Genomic DNA, 17,789 nt, shown 5'->3' with positions numbered 1-17,789 from the left:
TCGCCACAAAGCGCGTAAAATTATCAGCAATGCCTTGCTCTTTAATGGACATAATAAGATGAAAAAGACGCTACTCGCCCTGCTACTCGCAGCCAATGTCATGACGCCCGCTTCTGCTTGTACCGGTATTTCTCTTTCTACAGTTTCTGACCAGCATGTACACGCGCGCACCATTGAGTGGGGAGAAAATGACCTTAATAGCAAGTTGGTTGTTTCTCCTCGTGATCATACCTTTACATCCACCATGCCTGATCAGCAGAAAGGGCTGACATGGAAAAGTAAATACGGGTTTGTCGGAATTTCAGTCAGTGTCGATACCTTCATCGGCGAAGGCGTTAATGAAGAAGGGTTAACAGCCGGTCTTTTCTATTTCAAAGGCTACGGTTCACTCAAAGCGTATAACCCCAAAGACCGCGCTAACAGCATCACAGACATGGATTTTGTGCGTTGGATGCTATCCCAATTCAAAACCGTTGATGAAGTGAAAACGGCGATGACGTCTATCGATATCGTGCCTGTCTATATCGACGCTAAGGGGCAACCGTCACCAACTGGTCACTGGCGTGTAACAGATAAAGCGGGCAACAACATCGTTATCGAAATCATGGATAACGGGAAGGTACACATTTACGACAATGAAGTGGGTGTGCTAACGAATTCGCCAACCTTCCCTTGGCAAGTAACCAACTTGAATAATTACATCAACTTGCATCCAGGTTCGAGCACCCCACAAAAGTTTGGTGGCGTTGAAGCCAAGTCGTTTGGTATCGGGTCAGGTTTCCTTGGCTTGCCGGGTGACATTACCCCGCCTTCTAGATTCGTGCGCGCGGCCTTTTTTGTAAATACGGCTCCAGAATCTAAAACCTCACAAGAAGCGGTGTCTCAAGCGTTTCATATCATGAATAACTTCGATATTCCGATTGGTACCGAGTTTAGCGAGCAGTACCGTGAGCATATGCCTGATCTACCAAGCGCAACACAATGGACCTCGGTGATTGACCAAGCCAACGGGGTGTTCTACTACAAAACGATGAACGACAGTCAAATCAAGAAAGTGGACTTGAACAAGATTAACTTCAACAACAAAGAAGAGTTAACTCGCCCACTGGATAACGGCAGTTTCTCTGTTAAAGAAGTGAACATCTAACATTCATGCACAAATAAAAAAGGCCGCTTAGCGGCCTTTTTTGACTGTTTGATAAGCACTCTTATTGAGCAGCAAATTCTTTTTCGTACTTCTTCACCTTTTTCATCGCCATTTGACGCTTTAGTGATGACAGGTGGTCGATAAACAAGGTGCCATTCAGGTGATCGATTTCGTGCTGCATAACAATCGCCAGAAAGTCATCACTCTCAATGGTGATAGGATTTCCGTTGCGGTCTTGCGCTGAAATCACAACCGAAGAAAAACGTTCCACATCAGCATAGTAATCAGGCACCGACAAGCAGCCTTCCTGTCCCATTACTTTTTCTTGCCCCTGCTCAACAACAGGGTTAACCAACACAAGCGGTTGGTCACGCTCTTCTGAGATATCAATAACAACCACAGCTTCTAAGCGGCCAACCTGCATAGCAGCAAGACCTACGCCATTGCTCGTCGTATACAAGGTCTCAAGAAGATCATCGATAAGAGGTTGAACGGCATCAAAGTCCGTAACTTTTTCAGCATTACGCTTAAGTTTTGGGTTTGACGCGGTAAGAATATCTAAAACAGCCATGGTTACTTCATACTTTCAATCGGAAATTTTGGCCATTATATACCCAAGCTCGTCAAAGTAGGGTCACTAACTTTGTGTCGACACCAGCAAACGGACGCCAAAGGCACCAAACAACCCTGCCGTCGCTCTCGAAAGCCACATTTTAAATCGCTTGCTTAGTACTACCTTCTTACTGATTGAAGACGAAGCCCAAGCAATAATATGGCACCAAATCATGCCGTTAAAATTGAAAACCAATCCGAGGACAAAGAAGGCAAGTGCCTTATTATCGCTTTCGGGAGAAATGAATTGAGGAACAAACGCGAGGAAGAAAACCGCAATTTTAGGATTGAATACGTTGGTGATAAGCCCCTGATAATAGATTTTTCTCAGAGGTACCTGTTTAACAGGTTTACGGTCAGACGTGTCCGGGCTCTGGCTAGCGCAAATCATGCTAAAGGCCATATACATCAAATACAAACCACCGATGATTTTAACAACGGTAAATGCTGTCGCTGACGTTGCCAGCACGGCAGAAAACCCCAATGCTGCAGCAGTAATATGAATAAGCGTTCCAGAGCCAATGCCCAGCGCAGCAGCAGAGCCTGCTTTAAACCCTTGAGTAGCAGCACGCCCCGCAATCAAGAGCGAATCTGGGCCCGGAACCAAGTTGAGCAATATTCCTGATAAAACAAACAGCCATAGGTTTTCGATACCAAACAATTGCCTACTCCTTTAAACACATCGACATCACTAAGAAATTGCTTGGTACAGGAGTATAACCAATCCTGCTCTCCCTTTCGATTCAACTGCTACAAACCAATCCGCGGTTCTTTTAGCAAACCACTAGACGACTGGTCTAATTTCATTTATGGTGTCCGCATGAACACTGAAACTCACTCCACACGCCAGCACATTCTGGACGTCGGTTACCAATTGATCGTTGAAAAAGGCTTCTCTAACGTTGGCCTTTCGCAACTGCTTAGTCACGCCGGTGTCCCCAAAGGCTCCTTTTATCACTACTTCAAATCCAAAGAGCAGTTTGGAGAAGCACTGATCGAAGACTATTTCTCCCATTATGCCGCGCGACTCGACGGCTTATTCAGCGATCCTTCTTTGTCTGGCTTCGACAAGCTCATGACGTATTGGCGCAAATGGATAGAAATCAACGATGGTCTTTGTGGCAGCCAGCGTTGCTTGGTAGTGAAACTCAGTGCTGAAGTCTCTGATTTGTCTGAAACAATGAGGCAATCTCTGCTAAACGGTGCCAGCAACGTAATTGCAATGCTGGAAGATTGCGTAAAACAAGGTATCCGAGACGGTTCGATTCAGGTCTCAGACGCCAACTCCACCGCCAATCAGCTCTACCACATGTGGATTGGGGCAAGCTTGATGAGCAAGCTCAACCAGAGCACTGAACCTATGAATCAAGCATTGGAAACAACCGAGAGATTGCTCAAAGGTCAGCATCCCTTTTAATCAATGTCGGTACGACGATACCGACAAAAACCGCCATATTTCATTGGCGGATTTTTTTACCCAATCACTAGACGACTGGTCTAGTTGAGACATAAACCAAAAGGAAACTCATTATGTCAGCTGTTATTGAAAACAAACGTATTGTGTTGGCTTCTCGCCCAGTTGGTGCACCGGTTACCGATAACTTCCGTTTGGAGTCTCAATCAGTGCCCACGCTAAATGATGGTGAAGTGCTGCTGAAAACCATTTATCTCTCTTTGGATCCATACATGCGTGGCCGTATGAGCGATGCAAAATCTTACGCTGATCCTGTTGAAGTCAATGATGTAATGGTCGGTGGCACGGTTTGCCAAGTGGAAGACTCAGCCCACCCAGATTTCGAAAAAGGCGAATGGGTTCTCGCATACACGGGCTGGCAGTCATACGCGGTTTCAAACGGTGAAGGCCTGTTGAAGCTGGGTAAAAACCCAACTCACCCATCCTTCGCTCTCGGCATTATGGGGATGCCTGGTTTTACCGCTTACATGGGTTTACTAGACATCGGTCAACCAAAAGAAGGTGACACCGTGGTTGTGGCAGCCGCAACTGGCCCTGTGGGAGCAACCGTTGGCCAAATCGCCAAACTAAAAGGCTGCAAAGTCGTTGGTATTGCTGGCGGCGAAGAAAAGTGCCGCTATGCCGTTGAAACACTGGGCTTTGACATCTGCATTGACCATAAAGCCGATGACTTTGCAGAACAGTTAACCGCTGCTTGTGACAAAGGCATCGACGTATACTACGAGAACGTGGGCGGTAAAGTCTTCGATGCTGTTATGCCGAACCTTAATACAGGTGCACGTGTGCCTGTCTGTGGTTTGATTTCTCAATACAATGCGACTGAGCTGCCAGCAGGTCCAGACCGCATGTCCTTGCTGATGGCGACCTTGCTTATCAAGCGTATTAAGATGCAAGGCTTCATCATTTTTGATGACTATGCACATCGCTATGACGAGTTTGCACAAGACATGTCTGCATGGTTAACGGAAGGAAAAATTCAATACAAAGAGCAAATCGTCGATGGACTGGCTAGTGCTCCTGAAGCATTTATTGGCCTGCTTGAAGGCAAAAACTTCGGTAAGTTGGTCGTTAAAGTGGCTAAACCTATCAGTGCCTAATCCGCTCTAACTTTTGAGATTGTTGACCAAAAGCCCGTTTTTACGAACTAAAACGGGCTTTTTTGTATCTTGAACGACGCATAGGAGTGATAGGTTTATAGTTATTACTACGAGTATTGAAGCTAAAAAGGACTTAACTTCATGACCCCAACGACCTCAATGACCCCTCGTCAGTTGATAATTTCAATTTTTACTCACGGATTCGCACTGATCATTGGTTTTGCGGCAGGTATATACGCCCTTCCCATTTTGATTGCACCAGAAGGGCCACCCGCCGAGGTTATCGAATCCACAGCGAGTAATGCAATCTATACTGGTGAGTTCCGCAAAGATCTGAAAGACAGCGATACTTTTCACTGGGGCGAAGGGACAGTTTCCATCGGACCAAAGACAATCTCATTGATGGGTGAACTGGCTCCAGGGCCCGATTACAAGCTCTATCTGTCTCCCGAGTTCGTGGAAACTGAAAACGATTTCGAGCGTATTAAGCCTCAAATGCAACAGGTAGGCGACGTGAAAACCTTTGATAATTTTTTGGTAAGCGTTCCTGCAGGTATCGACCCTTCTCAATACAATACGGTTATTGTTTGGTGTGAGTCTTTTGGGGAGTTTATTACTGCGGCACGATATCAGTAGTTATCAATGCCGTATCTTAATGTGCTAACCACTACTCTTTACACACATCGACCCACGCCATCGCCTGAGAATGTATTTCTAGCTCAGGCAAGGTCAGTCTTATCGCTGAATTCTGCCCCCCCGCAGCTGGGATGACTTCATCGTGTTTTTTCAGAGAAATATCTAAAAACACTTCCACAGGATTCGGCAGACCAAACGGGCAAACACCGCCCACTGCGTGACCCGTCACATCAAGCACTTCATCAGGCGACAGCATTTTCGCTTTCTTCTGAAAGTGCTGTTTATACTTCTTGTTGTCTATCTTGGACGCTCCCGACACCACGATCAGGATCGGCGTTTCATCAACTTTAAAAGAAAGTGTTTTGGCGATTTGGTCAGGGTCAACCTTGTGCACTTTGGCCGCCTCATCAACCGTTGCGGTTGATTTATCCATCACCAATATGCGATTTTCCATGCCTAGCGACGAGAAGTAATCCGTTACAGCTTCCAGTGACATAACTATCCTCTGTTTCTGTCATTTAAAACGTTCGAGCATTTTTTCAGATAAACATTCACCTTACGATGAAACGGTTATAAATCCCACACGTTAATCGCTCTAGTTCTGACCATTTAATAAGAAAAAGCTATTGATAAGATAGACACTAGCAATTTCTCTTCCCACCTCGTGATTCGTATCCTTACCTCAAATTCAGATAAGGTAGAGATAGTGTGCATGGCGGGTAAACGAGCATTGGTGGTAGAAGGCGGCGCAATGAGAGGCATTTTTGCCAGTGGCGTACTTGATGCCTTTTTAGAGGTAGATTACAAGCCGTTTGATTTCGCGGTAGGCGTCTCAGCTGGCGCATCAAACTTATTGGGTTACTTAGCGGGTCAGCCTAAGCGAAGCTATCACGTTATCACCGAACTGGCGACTCACTCTGATTTCTTTAACCCTTCTCGCTTTGTTCGTGGTGGTAACCTTATCGATGTTCAATGGTTATTCAATGAGTCACTACGCCGTTACCCGCTTGATACCGACGCTATGTTTCGCTCTATCCCACTTTTAGCTGCGGTGACCAATGTCGACTCAGGCAATGCTGATTACTATTGGGTAAATAAGAACAACCTGCCCCACGTTATCGAAGCAACGGCCGCATTGCCCATTGCCTATCGTCCTACTCCATGTTTTTCGGGCGGTTGCTACACCGATGGCGGTGTTGCAGATTCTATCCCAGTCATTGAAGCATATCGTCGTTGGGCCAGAGACATCACCGTTATTCTCTCACACCCTGAAAGTTATGAAATGTCGCAGATGAAGCTACCTGGACTCATGGATCACTTATTGAAAAAACACCCTACCGTGGCTGAAGCAATGCGTGAACGCGCTGACAGATACAACCGCTCTTTGGACTTCATTAAAAATCCACCAGCCGACTGCACCATTAATGTTATTGCGCCTCCTGAACAGTTTGGCATTGGCCGTTTTACGATGAAAAAAGCCAAACTAGATGAAGGCTACAAAATGGGGGTTGAGGCTGGCCGCTCACATCTCTTTAGCCAATTTAGAGATACCTTAAAAGCGCAAGTTATTGAGTTTCAAGCGGCCGAACAGCAAAAAGTGGCTAACGCGTAGATTTTTAATTTATTGATTATTTGTAAATAAGTGGTTGCATCACGAAACTCGATCCATTAGTTTAAAAATTCATCAACACAAAGAGTTAGTTATGAAATTCACATCTCTACCACTATGGCTACTGCTCCTTATGCCCCTCAGTCGGTAGAGATATCTGTATCCGGCTGTGAGTAGAACAGCCGGATGTCGTTTCACTCACAGCCTTGTTTTCACCCAGCTCAACACAAAAAGCATTGAGCCAAAACATCAAGGAAGTGAGTTATGAACGACGCCGCCGTCACTGATCATCCAACCTCTCAATATCGCCAAGGCATTATCTATGCGCTGATTGGCACCGCCCTATTTTCCATGAAACCCGTACTTATCAAATTGGCGTATGCGCTTGGCGGCGATGCAACGTCAATCATGAGCTTACGTGCTGTATCCTCACTTCCTGTTTATCTGGCGATATTACTCTGGCTATGCCGAGATCCCGGAGAAAGAAGCAAAGTGAAGCAGTTTGGTCTGCAAGCTGCGGCTGTTGGGATACTTGGGTATTACTTTGCCTCACTACTGGATATCGTGGCGCTGGAATACATTTCTGCACAACTTGAACGATTACTGATCTTTTTGTTCCCGTCGTTTGTGGTGATTATTTCTTGGATCTTTCTGAAAGAAACGCCAAAGAAAGGCACCTTTAGCTCAATATTTCTGGGATATGTCGGCGTAACAATGATCGTGATGCACGACTTCCAGTCGTTTGGCTCTCAAGTCTGGTTAGGCAGTGCTCTCGCAGTCGCGTCGGCACTTGTCTTTGCGATTTACCTAGTGTTGAGCAAAAAAGTCATCGGGAAGATTGGTGCCCAGCTTTTTACCAGTGTTGGTATGGGCAGTGCTGCTATGGTGATTATGATGCAGCACCAATGGCAAGGCGCGCAGTTTTCCGCCATGTCACTAGAGCTCATTACTTTAGGTATAGGTCTGGGCATCTTCTGCACGGTTCTGCCCTCGTATTTCGTGGCTGCATCCATGGCACGATTGACGGCTTCGACGCTTAGCCTCACGAGCAATATTGGCCCAGTGGTAACCGCAGTGTTCGCGATTACGCTGTTAGATGAAGCATTTACGCTTTGGCATGCCCTTGGAATGGCATTGGTTGTGTATGCGGTTGTGAAAATCAACCGAAAGTCTGAAAAACGACGTTGATGAAAAAGCGGGTTATCCCCGCTTCTTCTTTCTCTCTCATTGCCCCACATCCACACCATAGCGGAAACAGGTCTTGAGATGATCGTTCACCATGCCTGTCGCTTGCATGTACGCATAACAAATGGTTGTTCCAACAAATTTGAAGCCGAGTTTTTTCAGTGCTTTGCTCATCGCGTCTGATTCTGGCGTTGAAGTAGGAATATCCGCCATGGTTTCCCAGTGATTGACAATGGGTTTACCACCCACAAACTGCCAAATGTACTTGTCGAAACTGCCATGTTCTTTTTGTAGCTCAATGACCAGCTTCGCATTCGTGACCGTGCCATTTACCTTTAGCTTATTTCTCACAATCGCTGGGTTTTCGAGAAGTTCAGCGATTTTATCTTCCCCATAGGCCGCCACGGTTTCAATATCAAAATGCTCGAACGCCTCTCGGTAGCCTTCGCGCTTTTTCAAAATAGTGGTCCAACTCAACCCTGCCTGTGCGCCTTCAAGAATGAGCATTTCAAACAACTGCTGATCATCATGAACGGGCACGCCCCATTCTTCATCATGGTATTGTTGGTCTAACTCACTGACGTTCGCCCACTTGCAGCGTTCCATGTTGACTCCTCTTCTTAAACCAGAAACTCATTACTGTATATATATACATGTTAATGGCATTTGGCAAAGCCATACTATTTCAAATGTGAGATCGCAAAAGATTCCTTTGTTTAGCGAAGATTCCACTATATCTTGTCGACAAATAAACAATGAAGAATACCTTCCATGCCTACCTTCGACACGTTTAAACAAGGTCATGCTGTTTCGCTGAAAGACGGCTACACCATCGCATTGATTTCAGATGGCGATCTCGATGACATCATCGAAATGTTGCAAAACCCTAACGTAACCGAGTACCTATTTTTTGCGCCTGCGCCAGAAGACATGTATCGCGGTTATTTCGGGCCTATCATTGAAGGCACCAAAGTCGCCATCGCAAACAACGAGTGGCCAGAAACTATCACGGTGATCATTCGCGATAACGATGGCAAATATATGGGCATGTGCGGCCTGCCTTCAGTCATGTTTTTGACCGGCAATTATGAAGTCGGCTTTCAGTTCGCCGAGCACGCTTGGGGCAGAGGTTTAGCAAGCCGTGGTTGCGAATTCCTTCTAGCATTGGCATTTGAAGAACTTGGCGCGCACAAGGTGACGGCGGATTGCTACCGTTCAAACGTTGGTTCTTACAAAACAATGGAAAAGGCCGGGCTAGTCAAAGAAGGTTGCCAGCACGATTACTTCAACACAGCCCGTGGTAAGGATGACCGTCTACTTTATGGAATAACAAAAGAACAGTATTCAGCCAATAAACGCTTTTAACTCAGTTGTTATTGTTCATGCTGAAAAACCCGCATCTCTGCGGGTTTTGTTTGACCTAAAAGAGATCAGAGCCATCCATTTGGACGTTCTCTGCATCGGTCCAAATGGTAATGGAATCGAAGACGTCGTGGTCGAACACATATGCTTGTAGCTCACCCACTTGCGCACCACTGAGGCCCATAAAGGCAATCATGTCTGCACTGAGTTCTGCTGTCGGGGTGGATGTCGCATTGTATGTCCAGTTAACCGCCTCAAGATTGAACGTATCGTCACCCGCTCCTAAATACGCAACAAAACCATTCCAGTCTCCCGGATCAACGTTTGTTGTTGTTTGGAAACCGTCTGACTGTTCGACTATCGCATGGGCGTTTATCGTCACCGTTTGATTACCTTCATTCGCAATCACTGCTTCTACCTGTGCAATCGCCTTGCTAATCGTCAGATCTTCCGGTGGTAAACGTGTTGACCCTGAAAAATCAATGTTTTCGTCGCCCTCAACAATCAACTTATCGAAGCCACGGTCACCAACATACATGTTATTGCGTGACGTAAGAATCGCTGTATCCGAGAAATCCTCTTCATCGAAATACATGATGTCATTACCTTCACTGCCCACATAAATATCTACACCCGTGCCCCCATCCATAATGATGTCGTCTTCAAAACCTGCCTGAAGGAAATCATTGCCGGCCCCCCCATAGAGTGAATCATTCCCACTGGCACCATAAAGGATATCGTCGCCATCACCGCCATAGAGAATGTCATCACCCGCATTGCCGTTGAGCACGTCGTTACCTTCATCACCGTAAAGAATGTCATCACCAACACCCCCGAGAATCGTATCGTCATCCTCGTTGCCGTGGATGATGTCCTGACCGTCACCACCATGGATCCAATCTTCACCCGTCCCACCGTTGATGGTGTCGTTGTCGGTATAGTTTTTTTCCTGCACGACGATGACATTGAACGCCGTATCATTGAAGTCATTGTCACCAAGTTGCCAAAGGTCTTCCCAACTTGAACGATCTCCGATGACGGTTTCATGGTCGTGACCATCGCCGTTTTCTGCTTCATTGGCGACGTGAACAACGGAGTTAGCGGAACCTTGAGAAACCGTCGATGAGGAACCTGAAAGATCAATCGTCACATCGCCTACATCGAATCCTTTCCGGTCACCATCAGGGATGAGAAACAAGCCAAACGATGACCCCCCAGAAATGTCGAGTTCCATTGAAAGATCAGTGACGTTCTTGACGTTGTCAGCAATAACAACTGCACGAACAATATTGCCATTTTCGTCTGTGACGTAGTAACCGATACTGTTGTTATACGCTGCACTATGGGTGAATTCACTCAGTTCAATGGTGACTTTTCCATCGCCTTCAAGCTGATAAATGGTGGCATCATCTTCATGTCGTAATGCCAACGACTCCACCAATTCAACACCACCATAAATGGTATCGTTGCCTTCGTTGCCTTCTATATAATCATCACCATGCTCACCATAGATGGTATCGTTACCGGTACCACCGTATAGCATGTCGTCATCCCCTTCACAGTTTGCTTTCTGCTGTAGTGAGACGTTGTCGATCAGCGCACCGTACGAGTCCGCTTTACCTTCCCCTTCGAAACGTAAGGTAATGAAATCGCTGCCCTGCGGTACAACTACATCCGAACTGAAAGACACATAGTGATCATTGGCTTGTGTATTATCAAAGAACTTTGAATAAATCACGTTACCTTGCTGATCAAACACTTTTACTTCGAACTGGCTGGTGGCAGTATCCGATCCTCGATAACGGTTTGCGTGATCAAAAGACAGTGTTAAAACCAGATCGTCATTCTGTGCCAAGCCTGTGATGTCTACGTCTTGCTGGACCCATGTATTTGTATGGCTGTCTAATTCCAGCACCGTATTCGTAACATCATTGGTGGGTGTTCCACCAAATGTCCCTTGTTGCAGCTCAATTTTGTTTGTTCCCGGTGTATACCAACCCGTGACTTGATGATCATGCAACAGGCTCCAATGGTTCGTCGTGTTATTACCGTAGTCCTCAAAATCGCTGTTGATTAGCAGTTCGCGACCACCATTTCCCCAGACACCATCGTTACCATAAATAACATCATCGCCTTCACTTCCGTGGACTTCATCGTTGCCATTTCCGCCATATAAGGTGTCGTTACCAGTCAGGCCATCAATGAAGTCATCACTTTCAAAACCGTTAATGGTGTCGTCAACATCTCCCACAGAAGCAGACGTTAAGGACACATTGTCAATCAATGCACCATAGCTATCGGACGTACCTTTGGCCTCAAAACGCAAAGAGATGCCCGTTGTCCCTTCGGGTACAACAATGTCAATATCAAAGTTCACGTAACTATCATTGGATTGGGTGTTGTCGAAGTATTTGCTGTAAAGAACATTGCCTTCATTATCTAGCACTTTTACTTCAAACTGGCTTGTCGACTGATCGGAGCCTTTATATCGATTGGCATAATCAAATGAGAGGTTAAGAGTTGCATCATCTGATTCAGTAAGAGAGGTGACATCGACGTCTTGCTGCACCCACGTGTTTCGGTGTGAATCCAGTTCAAGAACGGTGTTTGAGGTTGGGTTTGCGGGTGTGCCGCCAAAGCTTCCCTGTTGAAGCTCTATGTAATTACTGCCTGGCGTATACCATCCTGCTACTTGATGATCGGCAAATAGCCCCCATTTGTTTGAACTATTGTCTCCCCATGCTTCGAAATCGCCATTGATTAGAAGATTATTGCTCTCTTCAATATCACCATAGAGTGTATCGACACTCCCAGTACCATTAATTATAGCCATACCATTGTCCTCGTTGTTTGTTATGTACAACGCGCTCCCTTAAGCTGAGAGAAATGGTACGTAGTAAAGCTTCCTCCCTTATTGGCGAGAGCGTTAAGCCTTACCCCATTTCATCCCATAGGGGTCTGCGCACATTAGCAAATCGTTAACTACTAGACAGGCTGGTACAACGAAGAAGACACATGTTCAGACTAAACTAAGCCAATAAGATTAATCCGTACGTCATTCTTTATTAGCATTTGATGAAATACCTTTTAGGTATACGACGAAAAAGCCCGACAAAATGCCGGGCTTTCGGTTCAGAGCGTAAAACTAATTAGAAAATATCGTTTCCATCATAGGTAATATGGTCGGCATCCGTCCAAATGGTGATGGAGCCCGATGCGTTTTCAAATACGTAAGCATCCAACTCATTTACCTGCGCATCAGTTAATCCCATAAAAGCAATCATCTCTGCAGACAACTCTTCCTGTGGTTCGGCATCTGCATTGTAGCTCCACGACTTGCCAATCAGGTTAAAAGAGTCATCGCCTTCACCCAGGTAAGCGACAAATGCATCCCAATCACCTGGGTCTACGTTAGTGGTCATCTGGAACTGATCAGATTGCGCCTGAATTGCATAGGCATTGATGGTTATATCTTGATCACCGCTGTCGCCAATCACGGCTTCAACCTGCGCAATTGCTTTACTGTTCACCACCACGCCTGCGGCATGATGAGAGTGGCCCGTAAAGTCGATATTTGCATCACCGTTGGCAATTAGTTTGTCGAAACCACGATCACCAACATAAATGTTGCCACGAGAGTTCAACAGGCCCGCATTGGAGAAATCTTCGTTGTCAAAATACATGGTGTCATTGCCTTCGCTGCCGATGTAGATATCAACACCAGTCCCACCATCCATCACATAGTCGTCATCATACCCGGCTTTCAGTATGTCGTTACCCGCACCACCATAAAGTGCATCATCACCACCAGCACCAATCAGCGTATCATCGCCGTCGCCACCATAAAGTGTATCGCTACCTTCACCACCATTGATTACGTCATTACCGGCATCGCCGTATAAAACGTCATCACCTTTACCACCATTAATATGGTCGTTACCTTCACCACCATGAACGACATCTTGACCATCTCCTGAGTGGATGAAGTCATTTCCGTTTCCACCATCAATCGTGTCATTGTCGGAATACAGTTTTTGTTGCTCAACCGTGATAGTAAACGTGGTGTCGTTAAAATCGTTGTCACCCAGATTCCAAAGGTCTTCCCACTTGGAGGTATCCCCATCTACTTTTTCGTGATCCTTGCCATCGCCGTTTTCCGCAGCATTAGACACATACACCACAGAGCTTGAGGAACCTTGGCTAATGGTTGAAGCAGTGCCGGACAGATTGAGATTTACAGAGCCGACATCAAAGCCTTTGCGGTCTCCGTCTGGGATCAAGAACATTCCAAACGACACGCCACCAGAAACATCGATATCTACGCTCAGGTCAGAAATAGATTTAACGTTGTCTGCAATGACTGCTGCACGAACAATATTGCCGTTTTCGTCTACCACGTAATAACCGATGCTATTGTTGTAAGCAGCGCTATGAGTGAAGTCGCTGACAGAAATCGTGACTGTGTCTTCACCTTGCAACGTGTAAACCGTTGCGCCATTTTCGTGGTTCAATTCAAATGATTTACTCGCTTCAACGCCACCATAAATGGTGTCATCACCGTCACCGCCATAAATGGTGTCATCGCCGTGCTCACCATAAATAGTGTCATTGCCCGCACCACCATAGATAGTGTCGTTATCATCTTCCACATTCACTTTTTGCTTTAGCGACACATTGTCTATCAAGGCACCGTAGCTGTCAGAACGACCTTCCGCTTCAAAGCGGACAGTCAGATAATCAACGCCTTGAGGTAAAACCACTTCTGTTGTAAATGACTCGTAGTGGTCATTCGCTTGCGTATTGTCAAAATACTTGGAATAGATCACTTTCCCATTTTGGTCGAACACTTTCACTTCAAATTGGCTGGTCGCCGTGTCAGTGCCTCGATAACGGTTCGCATAATCAAAAGAGAGATCCAGAATCACATCACCATCAGACGCCAGACCCGACACATCTACGTCTTGCTGTACCCAGGTGTTTCTGTGGCTATCAAGTTCTAGAACAGTATTGCCAACTGAGTTTTGCGGCGTTCCACCAAACGTGCCTTGCTGCAACTCGATTAAATTGGTACCTGGCGTATACCATCCTGTTACCTGATGGTCATGGAACAATCCCCACTGATTGCTGGTGTCATCTCCATAGCTGCTTTCAAAGCCGCCATTGACCATAAGCTCACGCTCTCCAGCACCGAATCCTTTGTTTCCATAGATAGTGTCATCGCCCTCTCCGCCTTTAATAGTGTCGTTCCCTTCACCACCAAACAACGTATCATTACCCTGACCACCGTCTATGTAATCATTGCCTTCAAAACCGTTAATCGTGTCGTCTAAACTGCCCGACGTAGAGTTAGTCAAGGACACGTTATCGATCAACGCGCCGTAGCTATCTGATGCGCCTTTACCTTCGAAGCGAAGCGTCACACCCGTAGTGCCTTCAGGGACGGTGAAGTCAACCTCAAAATTGTGATAGCTTTCGTTTGACTGGGTATTATCAAAATACTTGGAGTAAAGCACCTTTCCTTGATTATCCATTACCTTCACGACAAATTGGCTGGTCGCGTGGTTGTCACCTTTATATCGGTTAGCATAATCAAAAGAAAGTGTGAGCGAAGCATCCCCTGCATCTGTTAAGTTCGCGACATCAACATCTTGTTGAACCCAAGTGTTTCCCGTTGAATCCAGTTCAAGCACTGTATTGGATGACGAGTTAGTTGGTGTGCCTCCGAAGTCTCCCTGCTGCAATTCAATCTTCATGCTTCCAGGTGTGTACCAGCCAGCGACTTGATGATCATGAAATAGGCCCCACTTATCAGAGGCGTCGTCGCCCCAAGCGTCAAAGTCGCCATTCATCAGTAAGTTTTCACTTTCGCCGTCTGCACCGTACAAAAAGTCTACAGAGCCACTTCCGTTAATAACCGCCATACCAAAAATCCTCATCCATAGGGTTAATTCTTATAACAACACCAGATTTGGGAAACGCTGTCGGATTCTCAAACTGCACACGCCTTACACAATTGAATGCTTATAAATGAGATGCTTGACACTTGTCTGGCGTTTGGTGTGACATGAGTTTTATAGATAAGACACGGGTACTCAACCGCTGGGTGACAGGTTCATTTTAAAATCAGGTAAGAGAACTAATTTCGCCTTTGTTTAAAATGAAAGGGGGACTAGTTTAAGCATGAAGAAAGAATGAAACTGGTGAGACAGGAACGTAAATAGCAGGACACCGACAAAAACCTTATCAATTACGTTTCCGTTGCAACACTCACTGACTATTCGCGATTTGTTCGCTCGCCAATCTTCGAACCAGCACTAACACAGAAAAGAACAGCCCCCAAGTATGGAGGCTGAATCAAGGTTACAATTTCTTATTAGGTGTTCTTGTCTATTTACAGGTTATTACCGTTCACTTGAATAGTCTCAGCGTCCGTCCAAACGGTGATCTTCTTATCTGCGTAGGTGAATACGTAGGCTCGAAGTTCTGTAACCTGATCAAAGCTCAACCCCATAAAGTGAATCATTGCCGTTGAAATAGCCACTGAGGCGGATGCGTTTGCATCATAGCTCCAGATGCCCGCATCAACGTTCAACGTATCAGAGCCTTCACCTAGGTGCGCGACAAATCCATCCCAATCGCCTGGATCAACGTTCGTGGTAGTTTGGAAATTATCAGACTGCGCATAAATCGCATTGGCGTTCACCGTAACCACTTGGTCACCATCACCGGCTACAACCGCTTCGATTTGCGACATAGGCTTCGCACCCGGTACAACGCCACTCGCAAAGTAAGACTTGCCAGAAAAGTCGATATTGGCGTCGCCAGAAGCAACGACTTTGTCGAAGCCACGGTCACCCGTGTAAATATTGCCTTTCGCCGTCAAGAATGACTCATCAGAGAAATCTTCTTGATCGAAATACATGGTGTCATTGCCTTCACTACCAATGTAGATATCCAGTCCTTTACCACCATCCATCACAATATCGTCTTCATAGCCTGCTTGCAGGATGTCGTTACCTTCATCGCCATACAGTGAATCGTTACCGCCCGCACCAAACAACTTGTCGTCGCCAGAACCGCCATGCAACTCATCATCGCCGTTGCTGCCATTAATGGTGTCATTACCACCACCGCCATAAATTACGTCATTGCCATTGAAGCCAGTGATGACGTCATTGCCTGAGCAGCCATGGAGTACATCATCACCCGCAGTACCCTTGATAACTTGGTCACCAACAGAGATTCCTTTCACTACGCGCATTGAACGTGGCGAAGAGAAATCTAGGTTACGACCGTTATACGCTCGCACATTTTCAAGCTGTTTGTTCGGCGTGACACAATTGAATACCGCTAAACGGTTGTAAGACAGGTTATCCCAATCTGACAACATCACAGCAGTGCCTTCAGACGGCTCGACATACACTTCGTGAGCACGAATCCAGCTTGGCAGTGAGTAGCTAGAACGCTGACCCACCGGCAGACAATATCTCGCGCCAGTTTCCAAGCTGACAATACAACCCAGTGGTTTACTATCGGCAACCACACGCATTGAACGAGGCGCAGAGAAATCTAAATACTGGCCGTTATACGCTTTTACGTCCGTCATCTTGCGGTTTTCAGTCGTACCAGAGAATACCGCGAGGCGATTGTAAGACAAGTTATCCCAGTCAGACAGCATCACTGCTGCACCTTCAGAGGCCTGTACATAAACTTCGTGAGATTTGATCCAACTTGGCAACGAATAGCCCGAGCGCTTACCCACAGGCAAACAATATTTGTCGCCTGTCTGCAAGCTGACAATACAACCCAGAATGTCATTGCTTGCGACCACACGCATAGAACGAGGAGCAGAGAAATCTAAATATTGGCCGTTGTATGCTTTAACGTTGGTCAGTTCACTGTTGGTCGTCGTTCCCGAGAAAACCGCCAAACGGTTGTAAGAAAGGTTGTCCCAATCCGACAGCATGACCGCCGCACCTTGCTCAGCTTGAACACGCACTTCATGAGATCGAATCCAACTAGGTAGTGAGTATCCAGAACGTTGTCCGACTGGTAAACAATATTCAGCTCCCGTTTCTAAACTAACAATACATCCTTTGGGTTTGGTATCTTCTTCTGCCATTGCGAAATTGCTAATAAATAGCGCGATGGATAATGCAACTATCCATGCAAGTGTGTTCAACAACTTAATCATAACTTAAGGCCTTCTAAGTTTTTATTACCCAAGAGTCACACATGGCACCTTGAGTTTTTCATGTTGTTTGAGGCTTTGTTTTCTATTTTCACTTTCTAATTTATTAAATTAGCTAGCTCGATTATTTGCTGACTAAAGCAATATGCGTATTAGCGTTGAAGTCAACATAAACGCAATATCAGAAAACGAATGAAACAACCAAAGCCATCTCCTCGAATACTCGCGTTGATTCTCATCCCTCCCACATGAACGAAGCGACACGGCAACCACTTATCGTACGCAACACCCGAAAACCCATCGGAAAAATGCATTGTGCTTTCTTTTCACATGGTGAAAATCAAGAGTGAGTGCAGGTGTTTTAAATCGAGACAGGGTGTAAAGCAAACCTCAAACAACAGGTTAAGCCGAAAGTCATACTGAAGAAGTAATTCCTATCAAACCATTGATGGATTTACTATGAATACCATTGCCAG

General features: G+C 45.9%; 14 protein-coding genes. 7 read left to right on the top strand and 7 right to left on the bottom strand.

Annotation, left to right across the window (positions count from 1 at the left end; translation table 11 throughout):
* Nucleotides 1-58: 58 nt before the first annotated feature.
* Nucleotides 59-1,147: a choloylglycine hydrolase family protein gene (locus LRP49_RS16270; protein WP_274143365.1), complete on the top strand. Its 1,089-nt coding sequence runs from the start codon at nt 59-61 to the stop codon at nt 1,145-1,147.
* Between the two features lie 61 nt (nt 1,148-1,208).
* Here LRP49_RS16270 and def read toward each other — a convergent pair whose 3' ends face one another.
* Together def and LRP49_RS16260 are read right to left on the bottom strand one after the other, a co-directional pair.
* Entirely contained in the window at nt 1,209-1,718 is a 510-nt protein-coding gene (gene def, locus LRP49_RS16265) for a peptide deformylase (RefSeq protein ID WP_274143364.1), read from the bottom strand.
* 66 nt (nt 1,719-1,784) lie between these two features.
* Nucleotides 1,785-2,420, bottom strand: coding sequence for a LysE family translocator (locus LRP49_RS16260; protein WP_274143363.1), 636 nt, complete (start codon nt 2,418-2,420; stop codon nt 1,785-1,787).
* Between the two features lie 159 nt (nt 2,421-2,579).
* Between LRP49_RS16260 and LRP49_RS16255 the strand changes: the two genes are divergently transcribed.
* The 3 genes from LRP49_RS16255 (at nt 2,580) to LRP49_RS16245 (ending at nt 4,966) form a co-directional block, all read left to right on the top strand.
* Nucleotides 2,580-3,176 carry a TetR/AcrR family transcriptional regulator gene (locus LRP49_RS16255; RefSeq protein ID WP_274143362.1) on the top strand — a complete coding sequence of 199 codons (597 nt, stop codon included), beginning with the start codon at nt 2,580-2,582 and terminating at the stop codon, nt 3,174-3,176.
* A gap of 113 nt (nt 3,177-3,289) precedes the next feature.
* Nucleotides 3,290-4,330, top strand: a complete 1,041-nt coding sequence (locus tag LRP49_RS16250; RefSeq protein WP_274143361.1) for an NADP-dependent oxidoreductase — start codon at nt 3,290-3,292, stop codon at nt 4,328-4,330.
* Nucleotides 4,331-4,489: 159 nt separating this feature from the next.
* Nucleotides 4,490-4,966: a DM13 domain-containing protein gene (locus LRP49_RS16245; RefSeq protein WP_274143420.1), complete on the top strand. Its 477-nt coding sequence runs from the start codon at nt 4,490-4,492 to the stop codon at nt 4,964-4,966.
* Nucleotides 4,967-4,997: 31 nt separating this feature from the next.
* Here the strand turns inward: LRP49_RS16245 and LRP49_RS16240 are convergent, their stop codons facing one another.
* Nucleotides 4,998-5,462, bottom strand: a complete 465-nt coding sequence (locus LRP49_RS16240) for a YbaK/EbsC family protein (RefSeq protein WP_274143360.1) — start codon at nt 5,460-5,462, stop codon at nt 4,998-5,000.
* Nucleotides 5,463-5,678: 216 nt separating this feature from the next.
* Here LRP49_RS16240 and LRP49_RS16235 point away from each other — a divergent pair, with 216 nt between their 5' ends.
* Together LRP49_RS16235 and LRP49_RS16230 are read left to right on the top strand one after the other, a co-directional pair.
* Nucleotides 5,679-6,578 carry a patatin-like phospholipase family protein gene (locus tag LRP49_RS16235; RefSeq protein WP_274143359.1) on the top strand — a complete coding sequence of 300 codons (900 nt, stop codon included), beginning with the start codon at nt 5,679-5,681 and terminating at the stop codon, nt 6,576-6,578.
* A 261-nt stretch (nt 6,579-6,839) separates the two neighbouring features.
* A complete protein-coding gene (locus LRP49_RS16230; protein ID WP_274143358.1) occupies nt 6,840-7,763 on the top strand; it encodes a DMT family transporter in 924 nt (307 codons plus the stop codon).
* Nucleotides 7,764-7,799: 36 nt separating this feature from the next.
* On the opposite strand, the gene LRP49_RS16225 is transcribed toward LRP49_RS16230, so the two are convergent.
* Nucleotides 7,800-8,366, bottom strand: a complete 567-nt coding sequence (locus LRP49_RS16225) for a DNA-3-methyladenine glycosylase I (RefSeq protein WP_274143357.1) — start codon at nt 8,364-8,366, stop codon at nt 7,800-7,802.
* A 165-nt stretch (nt 8,367-8,531) separates the two neighbouring features.
* On the opposite strand from LRP49_RS16225, the gene LRP49_RS16220 reads away from it, so the two are divergent.
* A complete protein-coding gene (locus tag LRP49_RS16220; RefSeq protein ID WP_274143356.1) occupies nt 8,532-9,125 on the top strand; it encodes a GNAT family N-acetyltransferase in 594 nt (197 codons plus the stop codon).
* Nucleotides 9,126-9,180: 55 nt separating this feature from the next.
* On the opposite strand, the gene LRP49_RS16215 is transcribed toward LRP49_RS16220, so the two are convergent.
* From LRP49_RS16215 to LRP49_RS16205, 3 genes are all read right to left on the bottom strand, one after another.
* Nucleotides 9,181-11,955 (bottom strand): calcium-binding protein, encoded by a 2,775-nt coding sequence (locus tag LRP49_RS16215; protein ID WP_274143355.1) that lies wholly within the window; start codon nt 11,953-11,955, stop codon nt 9,181-9,183.
* Nucleotides 11,956-12,271: 316 nt separating this feature from the next.
* Nucleotides 12,272-15,043, bottom strand: a complete 2,772-nt coding sequence (locus tag LRP49_RS16210) for a DUF4114 domain-containing protein (protein ID WP_274143354.1) — start codon at nt 15,041-15,043, stop codon at nt 12,272-12,274.
* Between the two features lie 470 nt (nt 15,044-15,513).
* Complete coding sequence (locus LRP49_RS16205) at nt 15,514-17,316, bottom strand: calcium-binding protein (protein WP_274143353.1); 1,803 nt, start codon at nt 17,314-17,316, stop codon at nt 15,514-15,516.
* Nucleotides 17,317-17,789: the final 473 nt, after the last annotated feature.

The sequence above is a fragment of the Enterovibrio qingdaonensis genome, from assembly GCF_028683135.1.
In the GTDB taxonomy this organism is placed as follows: Bacteria; Pseudomonadota; Gammaproteobacteria; order Enterobacterales; family Vibrionaceae; genus Enterovibrio; species Enterovibrio qingdaonensis.
The sequence above is the reverse complement of the archived record's forward strand: the minus strand, read 5'-3'. Positions and strand labels throughout refer to the sequence as shown.

Coding starts and splice junctions, on each gene's coding strand:
- LRP49_RS16205 (WP_274143353.1), bottom strand. CDS start 17,316: ATGATTAAGTTGTTGAACACACTTGCATGGATAGTTGCATTATCCATC.
- LRP49_RS16210 (WP_274143354.1), bottom strand. CDS start 15,043: ATGGCGGTTATTAACGGAAGTGGCTCTGTAGACTTTTTGTACGGTGCA.
- LRP49_RS16225 (WP_274143357.1), bottom strand. CDS start 8,366: ATGGAACGCTGCAAGTGGGCGAACGTCAGTGAGTTAGACCAACAATAC.
- LRP49_RS16220 (WP_274143356.1), top strand. CDS start 8,532: ATGCCTACCTTCGACACGTTTAAACAAGGTCATGCTGTTTCGCTGAAA.
- LRP49_RS16240 (WP_274143360.1), bottom strand. CDS start 5,462: ATGTCACTGGAAGCTGTAACGGATTACTTCTCGTCGCTAGGCATGGAA.
- LRP49_RS16270 (WP_274143365.1), top strand. CDS start 59: ATGAAAAAGACGCTACTCGCCCTGCTACTCGCAGCCAATGTCATGACG.
- LRP49_RS16250 (WP_274143361.1), top strand. CDS start 3,290: ATGTCAGCTGTTATTGAAAACAAACGTATTGTGTTGGCTTCTCGCCCA.
- LRP49_RS16235 (WP_274143359.1), top strand. CDS start 5,679: ATGGCGGGTAAACGAGCATTGGTGGTAGAAGGCGGCGCAATGAGAGGC.
- LRP49_RS16215 (WP_274143355.1), bottom strand. CDS start 11,955: ATGGCTATAATTAATGGTACTGGGAGTGTCGATACACTCTATGGTGAT.
- LRP49_RS16245 (WP_274143420.1), top strand. CDS start 4,490: ATGACCCCTCGTCAGTTGATAATTTCAATTTTTACTCACGGATTCGCA.
- LRP49_RS16230 (WP_274143358.1), top strand. CDS start 6,840: ATGAACGACGCCGCCGTCACTGATCATCCAACCTCTCAATATCGCCAA.
- LRP49_RS16255 (WP_274143362.1), top strand. CDS start 2,580: ATGAACACTGAAACTCACTCCACACGCCAGCACATTCTGGACGTCGGT.
- def (WP_274143364.1), bottom strand. CDS start 1,718: ATGGCTGTTTTAGATATTCTTACCGCGTCAAACCCAAAACTTAAGCGT.